General features: G+C 54.9%; 23 protein-coding genes and 1 pseudogene. 1 reads left to right on the forward strand and 23 read right to left on the reverse strand.

Annotation, left to right across the window (positions count from 1 at the left end):
- Window positions 1–87 precede the first annotated feature (87 nt).
- Window positions 88–399 (forward strand): annotated as a pseudogene (locus AC0YNU_RS08430) (YmaF family protein); the annotation flags it as partial.
- Between the two features lie 101 nt (window positions 400–500).
- Here AC0YNU_RS08430 and AC0YNU_RS08435 read toward each other — a convergent pair.
- From AC0YNU_RS08435 to metG, 23 genes are all read right to left on the reverse strand, one after another.
- Complete coding sequence (locus AC0YNU_RS08435) at window positions 501–1,334, reverse strand: carbohydrate ABC transporter permease (protein WP_475755197.1); 834 nt, start codon at window positions 1,332–1,334, stop codon at window positions 501–503.
- An 18-nt stretch (window positions 1,335–1,352) separates the two neighbouring features.
- Complete coding sequence (locus AC0YNU_RS08440; RefSeq protein ID WP_475755199.1) at window positions 1,353–3,356, reverse strand: ABC transporter permease subunit; 2,004 nt, start codon at window positions 3,354–3,356, stop codon at window positions 1,353–1,355.
- A gap of 87 nt (window positions 3,357–3,443) precedes the next feature.
- Entirely contained in the window at window positions 3,444–5,156 is a 1,713-nt protein-coding gene (locus AC0YNU_RS08445; RefSeq protein WP_475755201.1) for an ABC transporter substrate-binding protein, read from the reverse strand.
- A 364-nt stretch (window positions 5,157–5,520) separates the two neighbouring features.
- Window positions 5,521–6,231, reverse strand: coding sequence for a class I SAM-dependent methyltransferase (locus tag AC0YNU_RS08450; protein WP_475755203.1), 711 nt, complete (start codon window positions 6,229–6,231; stop codon window positions 5,521–5,523).
- A 20-nt stretch (window positions 6,232–6,251) separates the two neighbouring features.
- Window positions 6,252–6,758: an N-acetyltransferase family protein gene (locus tag AC0YNU_RS08455; protein WP_475755206.1), complete on the reverse strand. Its 507-nt coding sequence runs from the start codon at window positions 6,756–6,758 to the stop codon at window positions 6,252–6,254.
- Between the two features lie 48 nt (window positions 6,759–6,806).
- Window positions 6,807–7,073 (reverse strand): hypothetical protein, encoded by a 267-nt coding sequence (locus AC0YNU_RS08460; protein ID WP_475755208.1) that lies wholly within the window; start codon window positions 7,071–7,073, stop codon window positions 6,807–6,809.
- Between the two features lie 31 nt (window positions 7,074–7,104).
- The gene (locus tag AC0YNU_RS08465) at window positions 7,105–7,833 is read right to left on the reverse strand and encodes a hypothetical protein (protein ID WP_475755210.1); all 729 of its coding nucleotides are present in this window, start codon (window positions 7,831–7,833) and stop codon (window positions 7,105–7,107) included.
- A gap of 18 nt (window positions 7,834–7,851) precedes the next feature.
- A complete protein-coding gene (locus AC0YNU_RS08470) occupies window positions 7,852–8,286 on the reverse strand; it encodes a GNAT family N-acetyltransferase (protein WP_475755212.1) in 435 nt (144 codons plus the stop codon).
- Window positions 8,287–8,319: 33 nt separating this feature from the next.
- Window positions 8,320–8,799 (reverse strand): tetratricopeptide repeat protein, encoded by a 480-nt coding sequence (locus AC0YNU_RS08475; RefSeq protein ID WP_475755214.1) that lies wholly within the window; start codon window positions 8,797–8,799, stop codon window positions 8,320–8,322.
- Between the two features lie 47 nt (window positions 8,800–8,846).
- Window positions 8,847–9,392: a GrpB family protein gene (locus tag AC0YNU_RS08480; RefSeq protein ID WP_475755216.1), complete on the reverse strand. Its 546-nt coding sequence runs from the start codon at window positions 9,390–9,392 to the stop codon at window positions 8,847–8,849.
- Between the two features lie 244 nt (window positions 9,393–9,636).
- On the reverse strand, window positions 9,637–10,200 hold the full coding sequence (locus AC0YNU_RS08485) for an NUDIX hydrolase (protein WP_475755218.1): 564 nt from the start codon (window positions 10,198–10,200) through the stop codon (window positions 9,637–9,639).
- A 45-nt stretch (window positions 10,201–10,245) separates the two neighbouring features.
- Entirely contained in the window at window positions 10,246–11,046 is an 801-nt protein-coding gene (locus tag AC0YNU_RS08490; protein ID WP_475755220.1) for a phosphotransferase family protein, read from the reverse strand.
- Window positions 11,047–11,125: 79 nt separating this feature from the next.
- Window positions 11,126–11,695 carry a hypothetical protein gene (locus AC0YNU_RS08495; protein ID WP_475755222.1) on the reverse strand — a complete coding sequence of 190 codons (570 nt, stop codon included), beginning with the start codon at window positions 11,693–11,695 and terminating at the stop codon, window positions 11,126–11,128.
- Window positions 11,696–11,708: 13 nt separating this feature from the next.
- Window positions 11,709–11,963 carry a DUF2164 domain-containing protein gene (locus tag AC0YNU_RS08500; RefSeq protein WP_475755224.1) on the reverse strand — a complete coding sequence of 85 codons (255 nt, stop codon included), beginning with the start codon at window positions 11,961–11,963 and terminating at the stop codon, window positions 11,709–11,711.
- A 31-nt stretch (window positions 11,964–11,994) separates the two neighbouring features.
- Window positions 11,995–12,315 (reverse strand): hypothetical protein, encoded by a 321-nt coding sequence (locus AC0YNU_RS08505; RefSeq protein ID WP_475755226.1) that lies wholly within the window; start codon window positions 12,313–12,315, stop codon window positions 11,995–11,997.
- Window positions 12,316–12,409: 94 nt separating this feature from the next.
- On the reverse strand, window positions 12,410–13,081 hold the full coding sequence (locus AC0YNU_RS08510) for a TVP38/TMEM64 family protein (RefSeq protein ID WP_475755228.1): 672 nt from the start codon (window positions 13,079–13,081) through the stop codon (window positions 12,410–12,412).
- Window positions 13,082–13,320: 239 nt separating this feature from the next.
- Window positions 13,321–13,728: a GNAT family N-acetyltransferase gene (locus tag AC0YNU_RS08515; protein ID WP_475756224.1), complete on the reverse strand. Its 408-nt coding sequence runs from the start codon at window positions 13,726–13,728 to the stop codon at window positions 13,321–13,323.
- 53 nt (window positions 13,729–13,781) lie between these two features.
- The gene (gene helD / locus AC0YNU_RS08520; RefSeq protein WP_475755230.1) at window positions 13,782–16,187 is read right to left on the reverse strand and encodes an RNA polymerase recycling motor HelD; all 2,406 of its coding nucleotides are present in this window, start codon (window positions 16,185–16,187) and stop codon (window positions 13,782–13,784) included.
- A 111-nt stretch (window positions 16,188–16,298) separates the two neighbouring features.
- Window positions 16,299–16,955 carry an FMN-dependent NADH-azoreductase gene (locus AC0YNU_RS08525; protein ID WP_475755232.1) on the reverse strand — a complete coding sequence of 219 codons (657 nt, stop codon included), beginning with the start codon at window positions 16,953–16,955 and terminating at the stop codon, window positions 16,299–16,301.
- A 295-nt stretch (window positions 16,956–17,250) separates the two neighbouring features.
- The gene (locus tag AC0YNU_RS08530) at window positions 17,251–18,831 is read right to left on the reverse strand and encodes a HAMP domain-containing sensor histidine kinase (RefSeq protein ID WP_475755233.1); all 1,581 of its coding nucleotides are present in this window, start codon (window positions 18,829–18,831) and stop codon (window positions 17,251–17,253) included.
- A 3-nt stretch (window positions 18,832–18,834) separates the two neighbouring features.
- Window positions 18,835–19,503 carry a response regulator transcription factor gene (locus AC0YNU_RS08535; RefSeq protein WP_475756226.1) on the reverse strand — a complete coding sequence of 223 codons (669 nt, stop codon included), beginning with the start codon at window positions 19,501–19,503 and terminating at the stop codon, window positions 18,835–18,837.
- Window positions 19,504–19,616: 113 nt separating this feature from the next.
- Entirely contained in the window at window positions 19,617–20,360 is a 744-nt protein-coding gene (locus AC0YNU_RS08540; protein ID WP_475755235.1) for an SDR family NAD(P)-dependent oxidoreductase, read from the reverse strand.
- Window positions 20,361–20,512: 152 nt separating this feature from the next.
- Entirely contained in the window at window positions 20,513–22,153 is a 1,641-nt protein-coding gene (metG, locus tag AC0YNU_RS08545) for a methionine--tRNA ligase (RefSeq protein ID WP_475755237.1), read from the reverse strand.
- Between the last annotated feature and the right edge of the window lie 120 nt (window positions 22,154–22,273).

The raw sequence follows: 22,273 nt of genomic DNA on the forward strand, positions 1-22,273 counted from the left end.
TGGAGAAACGATCTCTCACTAGGGGGCTATTGCCACAATGCTAAGGAAACCGACTCGTTAAAGAAGGAAACCAAAGCTCGCTACCGTTCGCAAAGACATGTCCATGAGTTCGAAGGCAGTACGAAATTGGCCGAAGCTGGAAACGATCGGCATAACCATCGATTCGCCGGCGTGACTGGGCAAGCGATTAAATCGGGAGAAAGCCATGTGCATGATATCATTTTCAATCGTACCGATTTCTTGGACCATTTTCATAAACTAATCAAGATCCGCACGGGTCCCGCCATCCCGGTGGGCAATGGCAAGCATGTGCATTTCGTTACTGGCAGAACGACCCTCAACGACGGGCATAAGCATCCTTTCAACTTCGCTACCTTGATTGATGCCCCGCTCGAGTAAGGCGTAATATCAAATGATAAAGCAAAGAACCTTCAATGCCACGTGAACGTGGAATTGAAGGTTCTTTGCGTACGAACGCCAGCGTCGTTTACCAGGCGTTTTCAGCCCTTTACCGCTCCTGAAGTGACGCCCGAAATATAGTATTTCATCCCGAACGAGAACAGGACGAGCAGCGGCAGACTGGACATGATGTAGCCGGCCATTCGCAGGCCGTACTGGGTGACGTTGACGCCCGACTTCTGCCCGATGGAGTTCAGGACGACCGTAACCATCTGCTTCTCGTCGCTGTTGATGACGAGCAGCGGCCATATGAAATCGTTGTAGTTGCCGACGATGTTGATGACCGCCAGCGTGATCAGCACCGGCAGGATGAGCGGAAGTGCGATGCGGAAGTAACTGGTGAATTCCGAAGCGCCGTCCATGCGCGCGCATTCGAACAGTTCGCCCGGCAGCGAGCCGATAAACGTCCGGCAGAGGATAATGCCGAATACCTGTCCCCCCGCTACCCAGGGGAGGATGAGCGCATACCATGTATTCTCCAGATGATAGCCGGTCACTTGAATGAACAGCGGAATGATCGTCAAGATACCCGGAACCATCATAAGGGACAGGATGAGGTAATAGATCGGTTCTTTCCCCGGAAACCGAAGCCGTCCGAATACGTACCCGCTGAGCGACGACAAGAAGATGACGCCTGCCGTGGCAATCGTGGAGACGGTGACGGAATTGAATATATTCCGCGAGATTTCTTTGTAGACATCCGCATAATTGCGCCAGATCCAGGGATCCGGCAAGGACCAGAAATGCGTGAAAATCTGGCCGTTGTTCCGGAACGAGATGACGATCATCAGGACGAACGGCACGTAGGTCAACAGGATCAACAGACCCAGAATGGACCAGGTGCCCGCTTTCAGCGCTTTGCTCGATTTTTCCATGTCCGATCTCCCCTTTCGCTACGCGTCGTATTCGACGGAAGACTTCATCCGCATCTGGAATAACGTGCCGACCAGGATGGCCGCGAACAGCACGACCCCGATCGCCGAGGCGTAGCCGTAATCGCTGAACTTCGCCGCGGAATAATACAACTCGAGCGCGGGCACGTACGTGCTGTCCATCGGTCCGCCGGCGGTCGTCAGATAGATCGCGTTGAATTCCTGCATCGTACCGATGAAGGTCAACACGAGCAGCAGCCGGACCTGAGCGGTCATCAGCGGCAGCTCCAGGCTGAAGAAGCGTCTGAACCGGCCGATGCCGTCCAGCTTGCCCGCTTCGTAGATTTCGTTTGGTATACCAATCAATCCGCCATAGAATACGAGGAAAGCAAACGGACTGATCCATGGAATACCGATGAATATAATCGACGTCAGCGCCGTATTCGTCTCTCCGAGCCACGAATGCGTCCATGAATCCAGCCCGACGGCCGTCAGGATGTTGTTCAGCAAGCCGTAGTTCGGATCATAGATAAACTGCCAGACCAGCACGCCGACGATCGACGGCATGACGATCGGGAATACGAACAGATTGCGAACCCAATACCGTACCTTCTCGGAGATGATATGGAACACGATAACCGCAACGGCGAGCGGCACGGCAAGCTTCAAGAAGTGCGTCACGACGAGGTACAGCAAATTCTTCAAGCCGATATAGAAATAATGGCTGTCCGCGACCTTCTTGAAGTTGTCCCAGCCGATAAAATGCGTGCGGGCGCCGGGTCTCCAATCGGTGAACGCATGATAAAAGGCGGAAACCGCCGGATAATAGTTGAACAGCAGCAGCAGCGCGACGGTCGGGACAAGCAGCAGGTAAGCGGTTTTGCTCTGCCAGATTCGTTTGAACAGCAGCAGCGTCTTCTTGCGGCTCTTCGGATTGCCCATTAACAAACGGAAGACGACCGCAAGGACGAACAAGACAAGAACGATGATCAGGATCGTCGTCAAGCTGTCATGAATCCCGGATTTGGAATCGTAGTTTGCCATCGCATCCACGTTGACTTTCACGGCCAAATTGCCGAAGACGAGCACCTTGTCGCCTTCCGGCGCAATGCTGATCCCCGAGGTTGCTCCATCCTTGTTCAATTCCGGGATGTCCAGCTTCGTAATGAACGCGCCGTCCTTCGCGGAGACGAGCTGCACGCCGCCGAATTCGGTCACGAAGACGAGCCGCGAGGCTGTATGCGAGAGATTCATTCCGACGAACGATCCGGACACATGCCGTTTCCACAGCAGCTTTCCCTTGTCGCTCAACGCGCCGTAATTGCCTGTATTGTCCAGATAATAGATGGTTTTGCCTTCTATGGCTACGCCGACGATCGGCGCGCGCGATAGATACTCCCATTTCTTAGCGCCTTCGCCGTCGATAACCATGACTCTCGACGCGTTCGTCCCGATGATCAAATCGCCGGAATCGGTAAAAGCGAGCGCCCGGACCGCGATCGATTGATTGAACGTCGTCAGTCGTTTGCCTGCGTCCGAATACGTATAGACCCTGTATTTGACGGCCAAGCCGGTCGATACGGCAATATTCCCGTTCTCGCCCCATTTGACGGCTACGGCCGGGTACGGAACGTCCCACGCCGCGGTCTGCTTACCGGTCTCGACGTCCATGATGATCATTTTACGATCTTCCGTCACCGCCGCGAGCCGCTTGCCGTCCGGCGCCAGATCAAGGCCGGTCACGGTGCCCGTCGTCGGCACCGACCACAATTCCTTGCCTGCTTTATCCGTCTTCACGATCTTATTGGACTTGTTGCCGACGACGAAACCTTGATCGCCGCCGAGCGCGATGGCGCTTTGCAGTATCCCTGTATCCGCGCTCCATTCAACCGGCTGCTTCAGCTGCTGCTTCACGAGCAGTGCGCTGACGAGTAATCCTATGCTGACGATCAGCAGGGCAACGGCCGTAACCGTCCATATTCGCAGTGGGAAAGGCTTCGATTCATTCGTGCGGGCTATGATCATGAACATATCCTCCATCGCCGATCATAATTAAAACAGAGTGGGGTGTCAGGGAACACATCCCACTCTGCCTTGCTGCGCTGCAGAAGATTATTTACGTTCAGGCGGCTTCTTCTCCGGTGTCGTCAGATCGGAAAGCTCGAGATGCTGTGACTTCAGCGCGCCTTCGAAGTTCTTGTCGATCGATTTCTGGTAGGCTTCGAGGAACTGATCTACCGTCTTCTTGCCCGAGAAATACTCCTGCGCCAAGCTGACCCATTCGCGAACGGAAGGCTGGAAGTCGGCCACGCCGCGGGATACCGCACCCATCGCGTTGCCTTTCTCGGAGTTGCCGAGCAGCGTCAGGTTGTCGAATTTCTCTTGAATCTTCGGATCGACCTGTACCCCTTTGAGGATCGGCGGTCCGGAGATGCCTTGGCCGTCTTTCAGAGTCGCATCCAGGTAAACGCTGTAGCCTGGGGCGCTTGCATAGAATTTCATGAAGTCCATGACAAGATCGTTATGCGCTTGATCCTTCTTCACGACCGACAGGAAGCCGATCGGAACTTCGATCGTACGAACGGGGGCGTCCACGTTCGGACCTTCCATCTTCGGCATCGGGAAGACGCCGTATTCGAAAGCAGGGAGAGCCGTTTTGCTGCCGCCGTTCTTCTCGCTGTCCGTCAAATCCTTGTCGAACGACGTGATCAGCCAAGCGCCGTCAAGCCGCATTGCCGCTTTCTGGCTCAGGAAGAGCGGGTAAGCTTTCTTCGTTCCGAAGAAGCCGTTCTCCACGTATTCCGGAATGAGCTTCTTGAAATTCGTGTACATTTCTTTGTAATCGTCATTGGTTACGTTCAGGGTATGGTCTTGAATCGCTTTCCACTGACGGAGCGGGTTCTTGGTGACCAGCGCATCGTCATCGTTATGCGGATCGGCAATATTCTCCTGCCACGCGCCGTCGACCTCTTCGTCGTAACAGAAGTCTCCAGGCTGGCAGCGAACGTCCTTGAACTTGCTGCGCAGGTAGGAATCCGCGTAGATCCGCATTAGCCATCCGACCGAACCGGACCAGAAGCTGTCATAGTCGCCTTCGAGCGCGATCGGAATATAGCCGGCCGCTTTGATTTTCTTGGAAACCTCGACCAGTTCATCCCACGTCGTAGGCGGCGTAACGCCGACCTTCTCGAAAATCGACTTGTTGTAGAACCAGGCCACTTGGACCGTCTCCAAGTTCAAGTTGTAATAATCGCCTGTCGTAATGTCTTTGCTTTGCGTTGCGAAATCTTTGAAATCATCGATCCACACGTTATTAGTGTACGGATTAAGCTGCTGCAGGTAGGAGTTGTACCCCAGGAACTTCGTCTTGATAAGATCGGCAACGACGTTGCCGTTGACGATATCCGGAGTCGGCGTTGCCGACGTCAGTTGGGCGCGAAGCCAATCCGCGTAGCCGTCCGGCTTCAGATCGACGTTGATCTTCACCTTCGGATTCTTCGCCGTGTAGGCGGCCGCAACGGCGTTCCAGCCGGCTTTGTTCGTGCTGCTCACGTTGATGTTGATCTCGCCCTGCCATTCCGCAGCCGGTTCCGCCGGTTCATTGCCGGATCCGTTATTCGCAGGAGCATCATTATTAGCGGTGTTGTTGCCGGTATCGGCCGGCGTATTGCTGTTGTTCGTGCCGGTATTCGCATTGCTGTTTGCGTCGTTTGTCGTCGTTGTGTTTGCGTTGTTGGAATTATTGCCGCCGCAGGCATAAAGCAGCGTTGCCATTAGGCAAAAGACCAACACCATCGAAAGCTTTCGAATCCTTCTCTTTGGCATGTTTTCACCTCATCGTGGATTGTCGACCAAACTTGTATACGCTTACAAAAACAGTAATACGATCATGCTTTCCGACACTTCTACAGCATCCCTCGCTTCCATGACGTTCCCCTTGACGATTGATGTAACTCTTTGTCGTTTCGTGTAATAAGTATACTGATTTTAAGGAAATCCTTAATATCGATATACCTAATGATTAAAGTATACTGTATAACCCGAAAAAAGCAACCCATATTTTAGTCGTCCGGTTCGATCCGCTCAGTCTCGCACGATAGCAAAAAAGCGCCCTGCAAGTGCAGCAGCGCGCCTTATGATCGCTTCCTTCATTAGCCGTTTGGCAGTTATTCAATCGGTCCTTCCGTCTCTAGACCAGAATCTTTCTCGCTGCGAACGTGACGCAGTCCGAGGCCAGCTTGACAGGTCTGCCCTGCCGATCGATATCGAATACGAGCGGTTTAACCGTTCGGAGCAGCATCTCCCAGCCTGCATATTGCTTATCCAATAGCTGAAGCATATCCTCCGTCGGCAAATTGACCTCCAACAACGGATCAAGACGTTCACCGGTATCCGCAGCCGTTTCGCTCGATCCCGTATTGATGATCAGACAGTTGATGCCGTCCGGCTTCGTTCCGCTCGTGATGTCCGCAAGCTTGTCCCGAAGCGCGCTCTGCGAGCAGACATGCTCCAGCGCAGACACGGCCACGATGTAGTCGAAGCTCTCCGGCTCGATGAAGTAGTCTTCGATGCTGGCGTGAATGGGCTGAATATAGGATTCGACGCCGTACTGCCGGCTATATGCGGCGAGGCTCTCCATTGCGGATTCCAGCAGATCCACGCAAACGACGCTGCCCCGCCGCCGAAGCAAGGATTGCGCGATCGGGATGCTATTGCGGCCGATGCCGCATCCCAGGTCGAGCACTTGCAGCTCGTCGCGGGCGTCGAATTGGGCTAGCAGCTCCATCACGGTACGCACGGGCATATGCAGCCAGGAGCCGGGCTCGAACAGCTTATGCTGCGCGTAACACGCATCGTGATAGTGCTTCTCCTGCTCTCGAATATACGCAATACGCTCCATTGCCTCTCCAGCCCCCCGGTTTATTGGATGATTTTTTGGTAGGAAGCGATATCCAGCCTGCGCCCGAATTTCAAGCCGACTTCTCGGAAAAGCGCACAGCGCTCATAACCGTTCCGCTCGAATAACGCGATGCTCCGCTCGTTCTCCGTACACACGGTCGCCACCAGCACGTGGAAGCCTTCGCGAAGACCGATTTGCTCGAGAAAGGCGATGGCCTTGCCGCCAATTCCACGGCCAAGACCCTGAGGCTGCAAATAGATCGTCACTTCCGCGGTTACATCGTAGGCTTGCTTATTCTTATGTTGGGTAAGCAGCATATAACCGGACAGCGTCCCATTCTCTTCGATGACAAATGTCTTGTACCGGGGATTCGCATGCTTAACGTTGGAGCTGAATTGCTCGAGCGTCACCGGCTCCGTATGAAAGGAAATCGTCGTATGCTCCACGTAATGATTATAAATCGCTTGCAAGGCAGGAAGATCCGCCTCTTCCATAACTCGATAGACAAGATTCGATGGGGACGACATTTAAGTTGCTCCTCATTTCAACGATAATTAGTGCTATTCAATGATCGCTTATTCGCTTGAAGGAGCACTGCCTGTTCCGCTGCCGTCAGTCGGTTTCAAGGATTTGATTACCTCGTTCTGCACCTTGATTAACGCCGTTAACTCCGCAACCTGCTGCCTCAACTCCTGCTGTTCGATCTTGATGCTGCTGCTCATGGTCTGCAATTCCGTTGACATCGAGCCTATGACAGAGCCGTCGATGGCCGAACGGATGATCCAGTTAAGAATAAAGCAGCCAAAAAACACACTCAACAGCCAAATGACGATGGCCCACATCCAGAATCGCCTCCTCCTTTATTCGGGATCGCTACTCCGCCGCTTCGAGAATGCCGGCAAGCCCCGTCCCCGCTTCATAGCCGCCTTGTTCCATCATCGGATCCACGCTCCATTTTCTTGCCATTACGAGCACATCCTCTTCGTCCGGCAGCGAAGGGTCTTCGGCATCCGATTCGGTGAATGCCAGGTTCGCCTCGCGCTCGGCGGGGCTTAGACTGCCTTGGTCGAGAATGGTCTCTCCCCGCTCGCCGATGTAGGCGTAACCGCGGACGATTGCGCCTTGCTGCGCTTTAATCCAAGCGTAATAGCCAACGATCCGGTGGGAGGCGAAATAACAGGCTTCGCCGAAAACAACGCTGAGCTGTTCCAGTACTTGAATGGGACTAGGCTCCTCCAAACCGCTAAGATCCGGCATATACGGATTCACGACCAGCGTCCACCCCTGAACGGGCGGAGCGATGTAGTAGTAGCCGGCCTCGGCACCGGCCATCCCTGTCCGCCAGTTCGCATGCTGCTGCTGCCCGAGGCGCAAGGAATCTGCCACCGCCTGCGTATCCGTCGTTCGGACCGCGAACCATTGGGTTTTGTAGCCGAACGGCTTCGGCATGTCGGGGACTGCCTCGAAGCTGACGGGATAGAGCGGGAATCCCTGCGGTTTCGTTTTCGTTAATCGTTTGTTTTTCCGTTGATTTCTCCATAGCCAGCCAATCAGCATGATGAACATGAGGAATGGAACGACGGCTGCGACTAAAGGACTCATGGTTGTAGGTCTCCTCTGCTAGCTGATCGGTTTGATGAAATAATAATGCCGGTGTTCTAACGGGGCATTCTCGATGACCGCCAGTTCGGCATATCCGTGTTTTTTATAAAAGTCCGGCGCCTGGAACGAGAAGGTGTTCAACTTGATAAAGGTGCATTGCTTCTCGCGCGCGATGCGCTCGATCTCTTCCAGCAGCGCCGATCCGTGCCCTTCATGCCGGCATTTCTCGTCGACCCATAAAATATGGACTTCGATCCATTGCCAGCAATACTCGCTTAGCAGTCCGCCGACGATATTGCCTTTCGCGTCTCTTTGGACCAGATGAATCTCTTCGTAACGGTCTCGAATCGATTCGGGCAGCCGGCTTGCATTATAGGCAATGAGTTGATTTCGTACATAAGCGCTCTCCTCATGGGAACGCGCCGGTTCTGGCTTTCGCCGTGAATTCTCCATCCTCTACCCTCGCCCTTTCGATGTCGCCTAGGTCTACCAAATGCGATCCAGCTTGTCCGCATAGAAGCCGATTGCCTTGCGGTAAGCCGATATTCCTTCATCTCCGCTCGTCTCGGCGACAAGACGCAGCAGAATTCCCATGGATGCCGCGTACTCCTTCAAGTTGTAGAGCACCATCGCATAGAAAGCTTGAAATTCCCGCCGATCGGGATACGCCTCAATCGCCGCTTCGAATATTTCTCTCGCCTGTTCGTAACGGCCCAGCGTACGAAGCGTGCTGCCGAGTCCAAGCAAGGCGCCCTGTCGTGCTTCGCCCGCGAGCCCCAGCTGAAGCGCTTTCTCATAATAAGGAACGGCTTCCCGCTCCAATTCCATTACATCATGCACCCATGCATATTGGTACCAGACGTCCGGATTGCCCGGCTCCATGTCAGTCAAGGCAAGCAGTGCCGCACGTGCTTCTTCCAAACGACCCTGCTCGCGGAGCGCAATTGCCTCTGACAGTTTAATCATAATAGCTGACTCCATTCCTTCAATGATCCAGAAGATTGCAGGAACTCTTAAACATCCGAAGCACCAGGCTTCCAACCGATTTTCTGGCTCCATTTGCTCGCGCTGCGCAGGATATCCCAAATATACGGCTCCTTCTCCTCCGTATAACGTTCGCGATCATGGCGAAGCGACTTCGCGAGCGAATGCTTGACGGCTGCGTATCGTTTCGCCTCGTGCGCATGGGTACGGACGTAATCTCTGAACAGAAGCGCCAGCTGTTCGGTGAAGCTTCCGAGCTCACGGACATGAATATGCGTTCTTCTCATGCCTTCGTTTTCCCTGAAATATCGTTTCGTTCGATCCGGATTGTCCTCCCGCTGCGAGTAACCGACCGTTTCCAAGGCATCCGCAATGTCATGCAGCTCATTGAATGTCGCGATGGAAATTTGAATATCGATGACGGGCTTGGCATCCAAACCAACGATAGAAGTCGACCCGACATGGTCGATCCGCAAGGCCCGCTCGCCCAAAGCCTGCCGAAGTGAAGCGCCGATCTGCGCGAACTCTGCTTGCCAGTTCGAATCATAGGGAACGATGACAACCTGCTCTTTCATGATTTCATCCTCCTTATGGCCGCATACAATACGCAGACAGCCGTATATAATACGCCGATTACTACTGTACTAAGTAAGTAGCCTACCCAACCGAAATTTATGACCATGAAGTAACTTTCGTGATATTGAAAATCTCCCGGGTCATGCTGCAGCACAGCTTGACTACCTAGAAGAGCAAGATAAACGATCCCGGGAAAAAGAACTGCAATCGCTGCTCCTGCGGAAATAATCAGCCAACGCCTTTTCATCCTTCTTCCCTTTCCGGCTGCGCTAGATCTGCCATTCGAACGGTATGACCGAGGAGAAAGAGTTCGGCCAAGTCATAGCGGTCGCCCGCTTGAAATCTTCGCACGGCCTCCTCGATATCCACTGCTTCCACGCGTGTCACCTGCTCGCCATCTTCCGGGTTGAGGGGTAGTCCGACGATCTCCACTTCGCCGTATCCGACCAGCCGCCGAAAGTAAGGATGCGGGATATAAGGCCGATACGGCGCCGCTGCGCTGGACTCGCAATGAAACGAGCCAAAAATTCGGTAATTGATCAGCGTTGCCCCGAGCTCCTCCATCAGTTCGCGCCGCAAGCCGTCCAAGTAATGTTCACCAGCCTCAAGCGTGCCTCCAGGCAGCTCCCATCGCCCGTTGTCCACTTGCATCATGACGACTTGGCTGCCGACGAACGGGATGATACTGATATTGCTGATGAGGGATACGTCGCCAGCCCGCTCGTGAAGGTTAAACGTCCCGATCACGGGTCCCCAATCCACGGGCGAGGCCAAGGTCGGATAGTGATTCTCGTCTAATTGTCCCATCTGTCTCCTCCTTCACCTCCTTCACCGTTCCCGCATTCCATCGGCTTAGCTTAAACTGTCCCGAATCAACCGAACAAGCTGCTGCTTCTCCTGCTCGGGAATCCACTCCACCAGTCTTGCGGCTGCCACCGGAATAAACCAGGGCTCGATATCCTGCATCCGCAAGCCAGCGTGGACCAGATATTGCTCCGTATAGACGCTCAACATGCGCTGCCTGATTTCATCGATCTTCGCGACCACGTCAGTCGGCGTTTCGGCAGGCATCGTCCCGATTCGCAGCAGCAGCATCGTCCGCGCCGCGTCGCCTGCCGGATTACCGCTCGTTCCCGTCATCCAATCGATGATCCACATCCGATCCGACACCATCACGTTATCGGGATGGAAGTCGCCATGACATATTGTCGCCTTCTCCGGAAGAAGGGCGAGCAGCGACAAGATCCGGCTTTTCTCAGGGTCGGTAAGCAGCGGAGCTTCGAGGATGCGGCTTGTCAGTGTTTCACGCTGCGAAGGAATGGCAGGTGCTTCGAGGCGATGAATGGCTGCGTGAAGCGCTGCCATTTGCGAAGCCGCCTGATCCAAGCTTTGAGGGTTACGCATGATGGCTTGCAGCATGGATTCGCCATCGATTCGCTGGAAGACGATACCCTTGCGGCCGGATGCATCCACGATTTCGAATGCTTCGGGCGTAGCAATGCCGGCTTCGGATACGCATTTGCTTATTCGGAATTCGCCGTCGATCAGCGCTTCGGGTACGCCTGCCCGAAACAGCTTCAAGACGCGTCCATCGCCATAGGCGAACACTTCCGCCGTTCGTCCGTAAGCCATGATTTGCTGAGCTGGATCCATGGACAGAATTCCTCCTCTTCAGAGCTGAATGCCCATTTGAATCGCGATGACGACGCGATCTTCTCCAGATCGTCTTCTCTTAAGGTCCGATGCGAGAACATCGCCATACCTCCCTCACAAGCGCTTGGACCGCATTGTCATCCCACACCTGCACCTCGACGTACCGTTCCGGGCCATTCGTTCCTTGCGGATTCCAGTGCTGTGGAAGACCATGTTTTTCGATGACTTCAATCATTTCCGCTTTGGTAAACACCTGCTTGCGATAAGGACGGTTGTCTTCAAAACGCATCGTCGGGAACAGATCGCCGTAGGTGAAACTAAGGATAGGTTCGTTAAAATAATCCCAATCCACGACAAGAACGTCAGGTTGAACGAACCACGTTTCCAACCAAGGACAAGGCCCAATCGTCATATAATGCGGATACGGGCTAGCAGGCTTGCCGCCTTTGTCCCCGAACATCTTCCTTGCACGCCGCTCGAGCTCTCGGCGAATGATGAGATAGTCGGCGCTGCGTTTGCTTGCGAACGCGCGTCCCTCCGTTCGGAGCCTAGCCGCAACGCGCTCGGCTTCATCGTCCGCCAGTGCCGATAAATTTCTGAACGGGCCTCCAGCTTGCTCGAAATAATGATAAAGTTTCAATGATTCCATAATTGACTGCCGCTTACCGCAAATGACGAATTGGCTTCTCCAGCGTATACAGGTCGTCCTCGAGCTGAGCCGCTCGATCCTGAACGGCTTTCCTGGCATCCGCGAGGGCTTGATTGTACGCGTACGGTCCGAGTTCCTTCAGCATAAAGTCGATAAGCGCCTCTGCGCTGATCGAGCCGATTGATTCCGAACGCTCCTCCTCGAAAAACGATTGAACGCTCTGAATGAGGGTTTCTTTTTCTTCCCTTGGCAGCTTCAAATTCAACATGATCTTCCTCCTAGGTATCGTTCAGACATGATTAAGGCTCGATGCTTGGTTTCTTATGTTTCTTGTCCCAATCTTCGTTCGCTTCGCTAATCTTGCGCATCGACGCTCCGACATAACGTCGTATAATGCCCTCAAAGAAACTCACATACAGAATAATCAACAAGCCTACTACGATCAACCACACGCTGGCCGTATGAGCTGCGGCCCCACCTGTCTCGCGAAGCGCTTCCTGAAACCTCGACGTCCGCCACCCGGTAACCGAAGGCAAATAGCGAACGGCCACATTGAAAGTCGCAATATACAAAGCCGTACCGCTGATCATCATTAAACCACCCGTAATCAACCGTTTCATCGCATCCACCCCGCACGCTCAGTCTCTCGATTCCTACTCTCCTATTATAGCGGCATTCTAAATATTGGAAAATAAGAAGAATGGAGTAAATCGGTTACTTGTCTGCATGCACCTGCTTGCCCTTCCGCATCCATAGCCGATTCCCCAAATAAACAAGCACCAGGAAGCCCGCATACACGCCGATAGCAGCCAGAAGCGACTGACGATCGCCCGAGATTCGGCCGCCGATAAAAGCAAACACGAGCATCGCCGGCATTTTGCCGAGCAGCGAGCCCGCGGCATAGACCGGGAACGGAATCGCCACCGCGGCGGCGTAGGCATTCACTGCCGGCTGCGAGACGATCGGAATCAGCCTTGCCAGCAGGATCGATCGAAACGGATAACGCTCGACAAGAGCCGTCCAGCGTTCCGTCACGCGATAACGGCGGAGCAGCACGCGCGCCCTATCCCGCAGCATGTAGCGAAACAAGCCATACATCATCAGTGCCGCTAGCCAAGCGCCGGCTAAGCTGATCAGCGCGCCCGGAAGCGGTCCATACAGATAACCCATCGTGCCGATGACGACGCTGAACGGAATAACGGGTACGCAGGCCAATACAGTTACGAAGAGCAAAAGAATCGCCGGCGAGACGTCACCCGACCGCAGCCAGTCCAGCAGCTCGGTCTTATTCGTCCAAACAGCGAACAGGATAACGAGATATACGGGAAGCGGCAGCCATCGCTGCCATGCGGTCTTATTCGTGCGCGAATTGCGCCCCTGGTCCATAGTCCATCATCAGCCTCTATCGTCATTCGACATCCTCTATTCACCATGGAATAGAATCTATAGGTTCATTATAACGGTTTGGTCCACGAGGAAGAAGCGACGTTATGACGAAAAAGGGACGATGCAACGAAAAAGGGACGAGACAGCCAATTGACTGTCTCGTCCCTTACTTGCACATCCTATTTTCCTATGTAGAGCAGCGAATTTAGCCGCCTCCACAGAGCTTAGAGATATCGCTGCTATAATTTCTTGCGCATGTTCACATGCGGAATGCCCGCATCCAGGAACGGCTCGCCAGGCTCCGTCTCATAGCCGAGCTTATGATAGAATCCCTCCGCCGTGCACTGCGCGCCAAGAATGGATGCCGCATAGCCCGCTGCCTTCGCATCGGATTCCATCGCCGCGATTAACTGCCGTCCCACGCCGGTACCCCGATAAGGAAGCAGTACGGCGATCCGCTGCAGCTTTGCGATACCCGGCTCGTATTCCTTCCACCTGCCTGCAGCGATGGCTTTGCCATTATCCTTCACCACGAAGTGATGGCAAGCGTCCGGCGAATCATCGTATTCATCCCGCTCCAAATCCGCAGGCACCTTCTGTTCGTCGACGAACACGGTGAACCGAACGGCGATTGCTTCTTCCAGCATGTCTTGCGTCGTAACGCGTAGATATTCCACTTCGATGACCTCTTTCTTTTCAATCAAGTAAGTTTGTTTGTGTGTAAATCCGCAGAATCGGCTGCGGTATCATAATAGGCCTCGACCGGTCCTTGCAGGAAAGGTCCTGCGCTTCCAAGCGCGAATAAATGCAGCTCGTGCATGGCGCGGGTGCATACCGTATAGAACAACCGCCGTTCGCTTTCTTTGCCGTAACCGGTATGCGAGCCCGATGCATCGTAGATAAGCACTGCATCGAATTCGACGCCTTTGGCCAGATACGACGGGATGACGACGATGCCCGGCTCGAACGTCGAGGTTTCCGATTCCACGAGACGGATCGGACCCGCGCCGAGGAGCGCTTCGTGCACAATCAGGCTTTGCGCGGCCGTTTTGCAGATGACGGCGATCGTACGGTTACCTTGCGCGGCGAGCGAGAGCAGCCGCTCCTTGATCAATCGGTGCAAGTCGTCGCGGTCTTGGGCGACGGTCAGGATCGGCTTCATCCCTTCGCGATTGAACGGCTCGATCCCCTCGCCTCCCGGAATGAGCATGCTCGTGAATTCCACGATCGGACGCGTCGAGCGATAGCTTTGCCGGAGAACGATCGTTTCCGACTCCGAGGCCGAGAACAACGCTGCAAGCGCCGCAAATCCGGTGCTCTCGCCGTTGTCCGCATGCGCTTGAATCGACTGATTCAGATCGCCGAGTGCCGTGATGCGGCTAAACGGAAACAAGCGCTGCAAATACGCGAACTGGAACGCCGTATAATCCTGAGCCTCATCGACGATTACATGCCTAACGGACGTATTCGTCTGGAAACCGCGAATCCGTTCCACGACGTACAAGAACGGCGTTGCATCCTCATACGCCATTTTCTTCAGCAGCAGGCGGTCGATCGTATCCTTGCAAATCGTCTCCCATTGCTCCGGAAGCTCAATCCCTGCATGCGCGGCCGCGTGCGCCGCCATCTCCGAATCCAAGAAGAGCTTGAGAAACGTCGAACGCACGTCGACGAAGGTCAGCTTCTTGATCCGGGACCGAACGGGCTTGGCGGCTTCCATGACGACGTATTGGCCGAGCAGCTCGCGCTCCCGGTCGAAATCGTCGAAGGAATCGTCTTTCAGCTTACGGTTTTGACGCTTCAGCGTCTGATACGCTTTCAGATACGTATCTTTATCCAACAGCTCCACGGCTTCATCCACCCAAGCTTCCTGAAGCGCGCTCTTCTGCCGTTCCTTCAGCAGTCCGAGCAGCCATTCCGCCGTCAGGCGCATCCGGTTCGGTACAGCGATGGAGCGGTCCAATCCATAGAAATACGCGCGGATATCTTCGCCGGTCATGAGCAGCTCATCCCGGAACCGCACGTCTCTGAAAATGATCCCGTAACCGGCCAATACGCCGAGATAGCCGTCGATCAGCCGAACAAACCCCGTCGTCGCCTTGTACCGAATGCCTGTCATTCTCGATTCATAGCCAGGCTCTTTCTCCGCCCTCAGCGCGTATTCGAGCTGCGCATACGGATTTTCCAGCTTGAAGGAATGGCCAAGCCGCGCTGCCAAATAATCCTGGAACGTCGTCTGCTGCATGTTTTCCTCGCCAAGCTCCGGTAGCACGGTGGATACGTAGCTATTGAACATCGGATTCGGCGAGAACAAGACGATTTGATCCGCGCTCAGCGTTCCGCGAAACCGATAGAGCAAATACGCGACGCGTTGCAGCGCCGCCGAAGTTTTGCCGCTGCCCGCGGCCCCCTGAACGAGCAATAGCCGGCTCCGTTCATTGCGGATGATTCGATTCTGCTCCCGTTGGATCGTGCCGACGATGCTGCGCATCTGTGCATCCGAGTGCCTGCCCAGCACCTCCTGCAGCAGCTCGTCGCCAATGGTCACGCCCGTGTCGAACAAGCTGACGATTTCGCCGTCGCGAATGACGAATTGCCTCTTCAGTAGCAGCTCGCCTTGGATGAGACCGGCCGGCGTCGTCAATTGCGCCGGCCCCGGCGGATAGTCGTAATACAGGCTGGCGATCGGCGCCCGCCAATCGTAAATCAAATACGCCTCGTCCGCGCTGTCGCGCAGCGAAGCGATGCCGAGATAGACCTGATCCGCTGCCGTTTCGCCGTTCTCCATAAAATCGATGCGCCCGAAATACGGCGATGATTTCAGCTTCCGCAGCGTTTTCAACTGCCTGGCGGCATGGTGATGCGTGCGCTCCCGCTCGGACAAGACCTCCGCTTGCTGCTTCAAGCTCGCGAACGACTCGGCCATTTCGACCGAGTCCTCGAAATTGACAGTGACGTCATCCCAGAAGTTTTTGCGGATATCCACCATTTCCGTGTACATGTCGGACGTTTGCAGCTCGAGACCCGCGATGCGTGTCTCGACCTGCCCCACGACGACGTCTACGCGCTCCTGTTCGGCTGTCCATTCGGATTGTTTCTCGCTCACCTGCAACACCCTTTCCTATATCCTCGCTCGAAATTCGTTATGTATACATACGGCTCCCCTTCATCCTTCGTGCATGACGAAGGAACGGAAGGGGAGCCGGAATCCGCTATGCTAAGCTTTGACTTTCTCGTTTCCGAAGTTGACCGCGGCTTTTTTCGCTTCCTCGATTGCCTTGGCTTTGATGGCGTCCGCTTTATCCGGAGCGGCAGCGTGGCCTTCGGCGAAGATGCCGCCAAAATCGGTAATGCCGAAGAACGCCATAATGCTCGATAAGTGACGGTGACCGGATTCGATACCGACGGCCGGACCTTCAGAATATATACCGCCGCGCGCTTGAATATGAATCGCCGATTTGTCCGGCAGCAGCCCGACCGGCCCTTCCGCCGTATATTTGAACGTTTTGCCGGCTACGCAGATGGAATCGATGTACGCCTTCATGATCGGCGGATAAGAGAAGTTCCACATCGGCGTGACGAATACATACTTGTCGCCGGCGACGAATTCATCGACGAGTTCGTTCAACCGGCTTATTTTCTGTTGTTCCCCGGATGATAATTCCGTGAACTGTCCGCCGCCCCGAAGCTTGCCCCAGCCGCTGAACACGTCAGCGTCGATATGCGGAATATTCATGTTGTACAAGTCCAAATGCTTGATCTCATCCTGAGGATGCGAATCGCGGTAAGCATCGATGAATGCCTGTCCTACAGCCATGCTGATGGACGCTTGATGATCATGCGGATGTGCGGTAATGTACAATAATTTCGCCATGTTTGATGCGATCCCTGCCTCTGCATTAGAATGACTGATACGCTCCATAGGTTGTTCCGCATGGGAGTGAACCATGTAGCAGGGTTGCGCATGTCAGGACGAGTATTATTGGCGGCAATGCTTATATTAACCGATTCGAATGGCGGCATGAATACATAACGAACGGGCGCAGGACGCAAAATAGCTATAACGATCGGACAGCGAACCGGAATTCGCCGTCTTCATGTTATAGCATAGTCCAGCGCGCAATTCCAGCGCTGCGCCGGATGCGCTCGCGCGATCCTGCAATCGGCGATCAGCGATCGATTTCGGGATTCGTCTGTTCGGCTGCCAAATTCGGCAGCGTGACGGTAATGGTCGTTCCCGCCCCAAGCTTGCTGCTTGCTTTCAACTGCCCGCCGTGCATATCCACGATGACTTTGACGATCGACAGTCCAAGTCCGCTCCCGCTTCCTTTCTCCCGCCTGCTGCGCGATTTATCCGCCTTGAAGAAACGTTCGAAGATATGCGGCAGATCCTCTTCCGCGATTCCGATGCCGTTATCGGATACGACAATGACTGCCCCTTCACTCGCGCGCTTGACCTCGACGGAGACGCTTCCCCCTACGTCCGTGAACTTCAAGCTGTTGGCGATCAAATTCATCCAAACCTGCGAGAGCAGCTCCTCGTCGCCGGTCAACAGGACGCGCTCCTCGAGATGAACGTCCATCAAAATATCCTTCTCCGTCCAAATCGGCTCGAGCGCAAGAATCGTGGAGCGCAGCTGATGGTCCAGCCGGTAAGACTTCGGATGAAGGCTTTGCTGATCCGCCTCCAGCGTCGTCAGCTTCATCAGATTATCGCTCAGCTTGGACAGCCGTACGCTCTCCGATTCAATGATGCCGGCATAATGCTGGCGCTGCTGCTCTTCCAGCCCGTCCTGCTGAAGCGCGCGGGCAAATCCGCGAATCGACGTCAGCGGCGATTGAATTTCGTGCGAGACGTTGGAGATGAACGCTTGGCGCATCTGCTCCATCTGATTCAGCTCCATCGCCATATCGTTGATGCTGTGCGCCAGTTCTCCGAAATGCCCATGCATGCGCTCGGGCTTGTCGATCATGACCGTGAAATCTCCCTTGGACATCCTCCGTATCGCAGAGATATAGACATAGACGCCGCCGCGCTCCCGCCATGGCCGTCCTATGAGCAGCATGAGGATGAACATGAGCAGGAACCCGAAGAAGACGGTCATGACCTGCTGCCAGAAACCTTGATACAAGCTCGGCGCCTTCTCTTCCAGGAAGATCCCGTACCGCTCGCCTCCGACCGTAATCGGAACCCCGGCGATGGCCGTTCCGTCGGAGAACGGATATTTCCGATACACATGCTTTACCTCGGAGCCGCTGAACACCTGCTCAAGATCTTTCTCCGTTAGCCTGCTGACCGTCTTCGTATCACCATCCGGGGTGAAAACCGTCTTGCTGTTCGCAGTCGCATACGTAACGACGTAATGCCGTTCATTCGACAATGCCAGCAGCATCTTCGTTAATTCCGGCGATGCCGGCTTCCCGTCGTAGGCCGAGGCGATCAATTGCCCATCCAACAGCTGCCGCTCCGTTACGGACGTATGCCCCTTCTTCTCTTGGACGAAGCCGAAGACCGTATACGACACGGTAAAGCAAAAATACGTCAGCAAATTCATCAGAAGGATGCCGGAGATGATTTTGAGCGTCTGCAGCCACAGCGGCGGCTTCTTGGCCGATGCTTTCGTGCTGCGTTGGGGATTGTTTCTGCGGGCATCACGATTGTTCAGGCTGCTTTTATCGTTTGGCCGGCTGCTATTGTCGTTATTGCGATTATGATTGCCTTTGTTGTCACGGCTGCGATCTTCGTTCATCGATCAGACCTCCAGCCGGTAACCGAGGCCACGGATCGTTTGAATGCGCAGTCCGCTCCGGTCCTCCGGGAACTTCTCCCGCAGCCGTTTGATATGCACGTCGACGGTACGCTCGTCGCCTTCATAATCGTAGCCCCACAGCTGCTCGATCAATTGCTCGCGGGAGAAGGTTTTGCCCGGGTAACTTGCCAGCTTGAAAAGCAGCTCGAATTCCTTCAGGGGCAGCGTCATGGACTCCCCGTCCAAAGTGACCCCGTAGGTCTCCCGGTTGAGCAGCACGCTGCCGGCCTGCACGCTCTGCGAGGTTGCGATCCGGTAACGCTTCAGCAGCGCTCTCACCCGCGCCACGAGCTCGAGCGGTTCGAACGGCTTCACGAGATAGTCGTCCGCCCCGAGATCAAAGCCTTTGATTTTCTGGCTCGTCTCGCTTTTGGCCGTCAGCATGAGCACCGGAAGCTCGGTATCCCGGCGAAGCTCCCTGCAAAGCTCCCAGCCGTCCATGTTCGGCATCATCACATCGAGAATGACAAGCTGCGCCGGGGTTTGTTCAAGAACGCGAAGCGCGTCCTCGCCGTCCTCCGCCTCTATAATATGAAAGCCTTCGCGCGCCAGAAACAATCGCACGAGTTCGCGAATATGCGGATCGTCATCTACGACCAATATCGTTGTCACTGCCATGCTTTCCACCTCGAATCGTTTGACCGCCCGCCTCTCGCGGACGTTATAGCAACTACTATAGAATCATAACGTGAACGGAATATGAACAGTCGAACGGCTCAACTGGGTTATGCGTATGCGCGCAGCACAGATCCGCTCGGGTGCTTATCTTCCAAGAGCCGAAGCGTCTCGGCAGCGACCCGTTCGGGCGTTTGAAGTCTGCCCTGTTCGAAGCTCTCCCGGAAAAAGCTCTGCAGCGGAAATTCACCCGCATCCTTCGCTCTAGCCGTCGTTTGCATCCGCGTATCTGCCATGCCGGGGTCCAATGCATAAGCGAGAACCGGATACGGCCGTTCCCGCTGTTCGTCGGCCATGCAGCGCGTCAGCATGTTCAGCGCCGCTTTGCTGCTGCAATAGAGACTCATCGACGGGGCGGAATAGATCGCCAAGCCCGACGTCACGTTCACGATGCGTTTCGTGATCGGAAGCTGCTGCGCATGCCGGACAAACGCGCCGCAGAGAATCATCGGCGCGGTCAGGCTGGCCTGCAGATGCGCGGACATATCCGCCGCGCCAAGCGTTTCGATCGGACCGAGCGGCTCAAGCATGGCCGCATTGTTAATGAGCAGCAGCTCTTCCCCCGTATCGGCTGCAAGATCGCGGAATAATCGGTCGGCGATCGCTTCTGTATGTGCTGCGTCCGTTAAATCGCAGGTAATGGCCGTAAAACCTTCCAGCTCCGTCAAACGGGCAGAAGTAGATCTGGATAAACCGAATACGCGATATCCCCGAGCGAGAAGCGCGGCGGCCAACGCTTCGCCGATGCCTCTCGATGTTCCGGTTATGACGGCAGTTTTGCGAAATATGGACATGGATGTGCCTCCTAGGGATCAAGCAGCTGCGCTCGCTAGTATCCAGTAATTGTAACATACACGGCAGCGTTACTGACATGCGACGCCAACATTCGAGGCACCGGTCGCCCGGGCGTAGCAGAGGGAAACTTCCGTAATACCTTCCGAATCTTCTAAAGTCGCTGTTCATCCAAGCGGTTGGTTTCTTCCTGGATCCGGCTGACATCGATGCGCTGGAACAACAACGCCAAGCCTTCGATACGCCTGCCGGCCGGAATATAAATGGGTTCCCACGCCGCCACGCCAAGAGAGAGGAACGCGCGGATCCGCTCGCAAGCAAACGGAATGAACGGGTCCAACAGCCGAGATAGATTAACGATAAGCTGCGTACAGGCGTGAAGGGTATCTTCGCATGCGGCACGATCGGTCTTGATCTGCACCCACGGCTTCCGTTCGTCATAAAATTTGTTGCAGCTGCGGACGAATTCAAAGATCGACTCGATCGCTTCCTTAAACCGGCCTTGCTCTATCAGCGCGCCTGACGTCGAATAGAGCGTTGCGATGCTGCTTTTCCACTCTCCGCTCAAGCCTCCCTCCGGAATGACGCTATCAAAGGATTTGTCCACGAAGGCGAGCGTTCGGTTGACGAAATTCCCGAATGCGCCAAGCAGCTCGCCGTTATGACTGTGTATGAATTCCCGCCACGAGAAATCCGTATCCCGCTTCTCGGGGCCGTTCGCCAGCAGAAAATAGCGGATCGAATCCGGCTGATAGCGGCTCAGCACATCCGGCACCCATACCGCCCAATTGCTGCTCGTGGAAAACTTCTTGCCTTCCAACGTCATGTATTCGCTTGAAATGATCCGGTCAGGCAAATGATAGCCGCCAGCACCCATCAGAATCGCCGGCCACACCAGCGTATGAAACGGAATGTTATCCTTCCCATGCACATAATACGCCGTGATGCTGTCAGCGCCGTCCACCCAATAATCCTCCCAGCTGCCGCCGGTTCGTTCGCTCCACTGCTTGCTGGCCGACAAATACCCGCTGACCGCTTCGATCCATACGTAAATTTTCTTCTCCTCGAATCCTGCGAGCGGTACGTCGACGCCCCAAGTCAAATCCCTCGTAGCGGCCCGATCCTGCAGACCTTCCTCGAGGTAGCGTTTCGTCTGCTGTACCGCGTTGTCTTTCCATCCCTCGGCTTGCGCTGCATAATCGGCTAATGCCGACTGAAACTTGGATAGCGCCAAATAATAATGCTCGGTCTCTCGTTCGACCGGCGGATTGCCGCATAGTTTGCATGTTTTGTCCGTCAGATCGGACGGATCCAGCAGCGTCGAACAAGTATCGCATTGGTCGCCGCGCGCCCGGCTTCCGCAAACCGGGCAAATCCCTTCCACGTATCGATCGGGCAAGAACCGTTGATCCGTCTCGCAATACGTTTGCAGCGTCGTTCGCTTGTATAGATAACCATTCGCCAGCAAGTCGAGAAACAACTGCCTGACGACATCATGATGAAAGGGCTGATCCGTCCGCGTATACAGGTCGTACGTAAATCCCAGCTGCTCGAAACAAGCGGTGAATTCCGCATGGTAACGATTCGCGATCGCGCTCGGCGTTACGCCCTCCTGCAGCGCCTGCACCGCAACCGGCGTTCCGTGACAGTCGCTGCCAGAGACATACAGCACGTCCTCGCCCTTCAGGCGATAATAACGGGCCAGCACGTCGCCGGGCAGCAGACTGGCCAGACGTCCAAGATGCAGCGACCCGTTCGCATAAGGCCAGGCGCCCCCGATAAAGATTTTTGGCATGTCGGATTCCTCCTAAAAGTTTTGTGCGAAGCAGTGCCGAGAGTGCTCGGCGCGTTAAACAAAACTGGCATCGAAAGCATACGCTTAGTTTTGTGCGAAGCAGCGGCGAGAGTGATCGGC

It is taken from the genome of Paenibacillus sp. J31P316 (assembly GCF_056269105.1).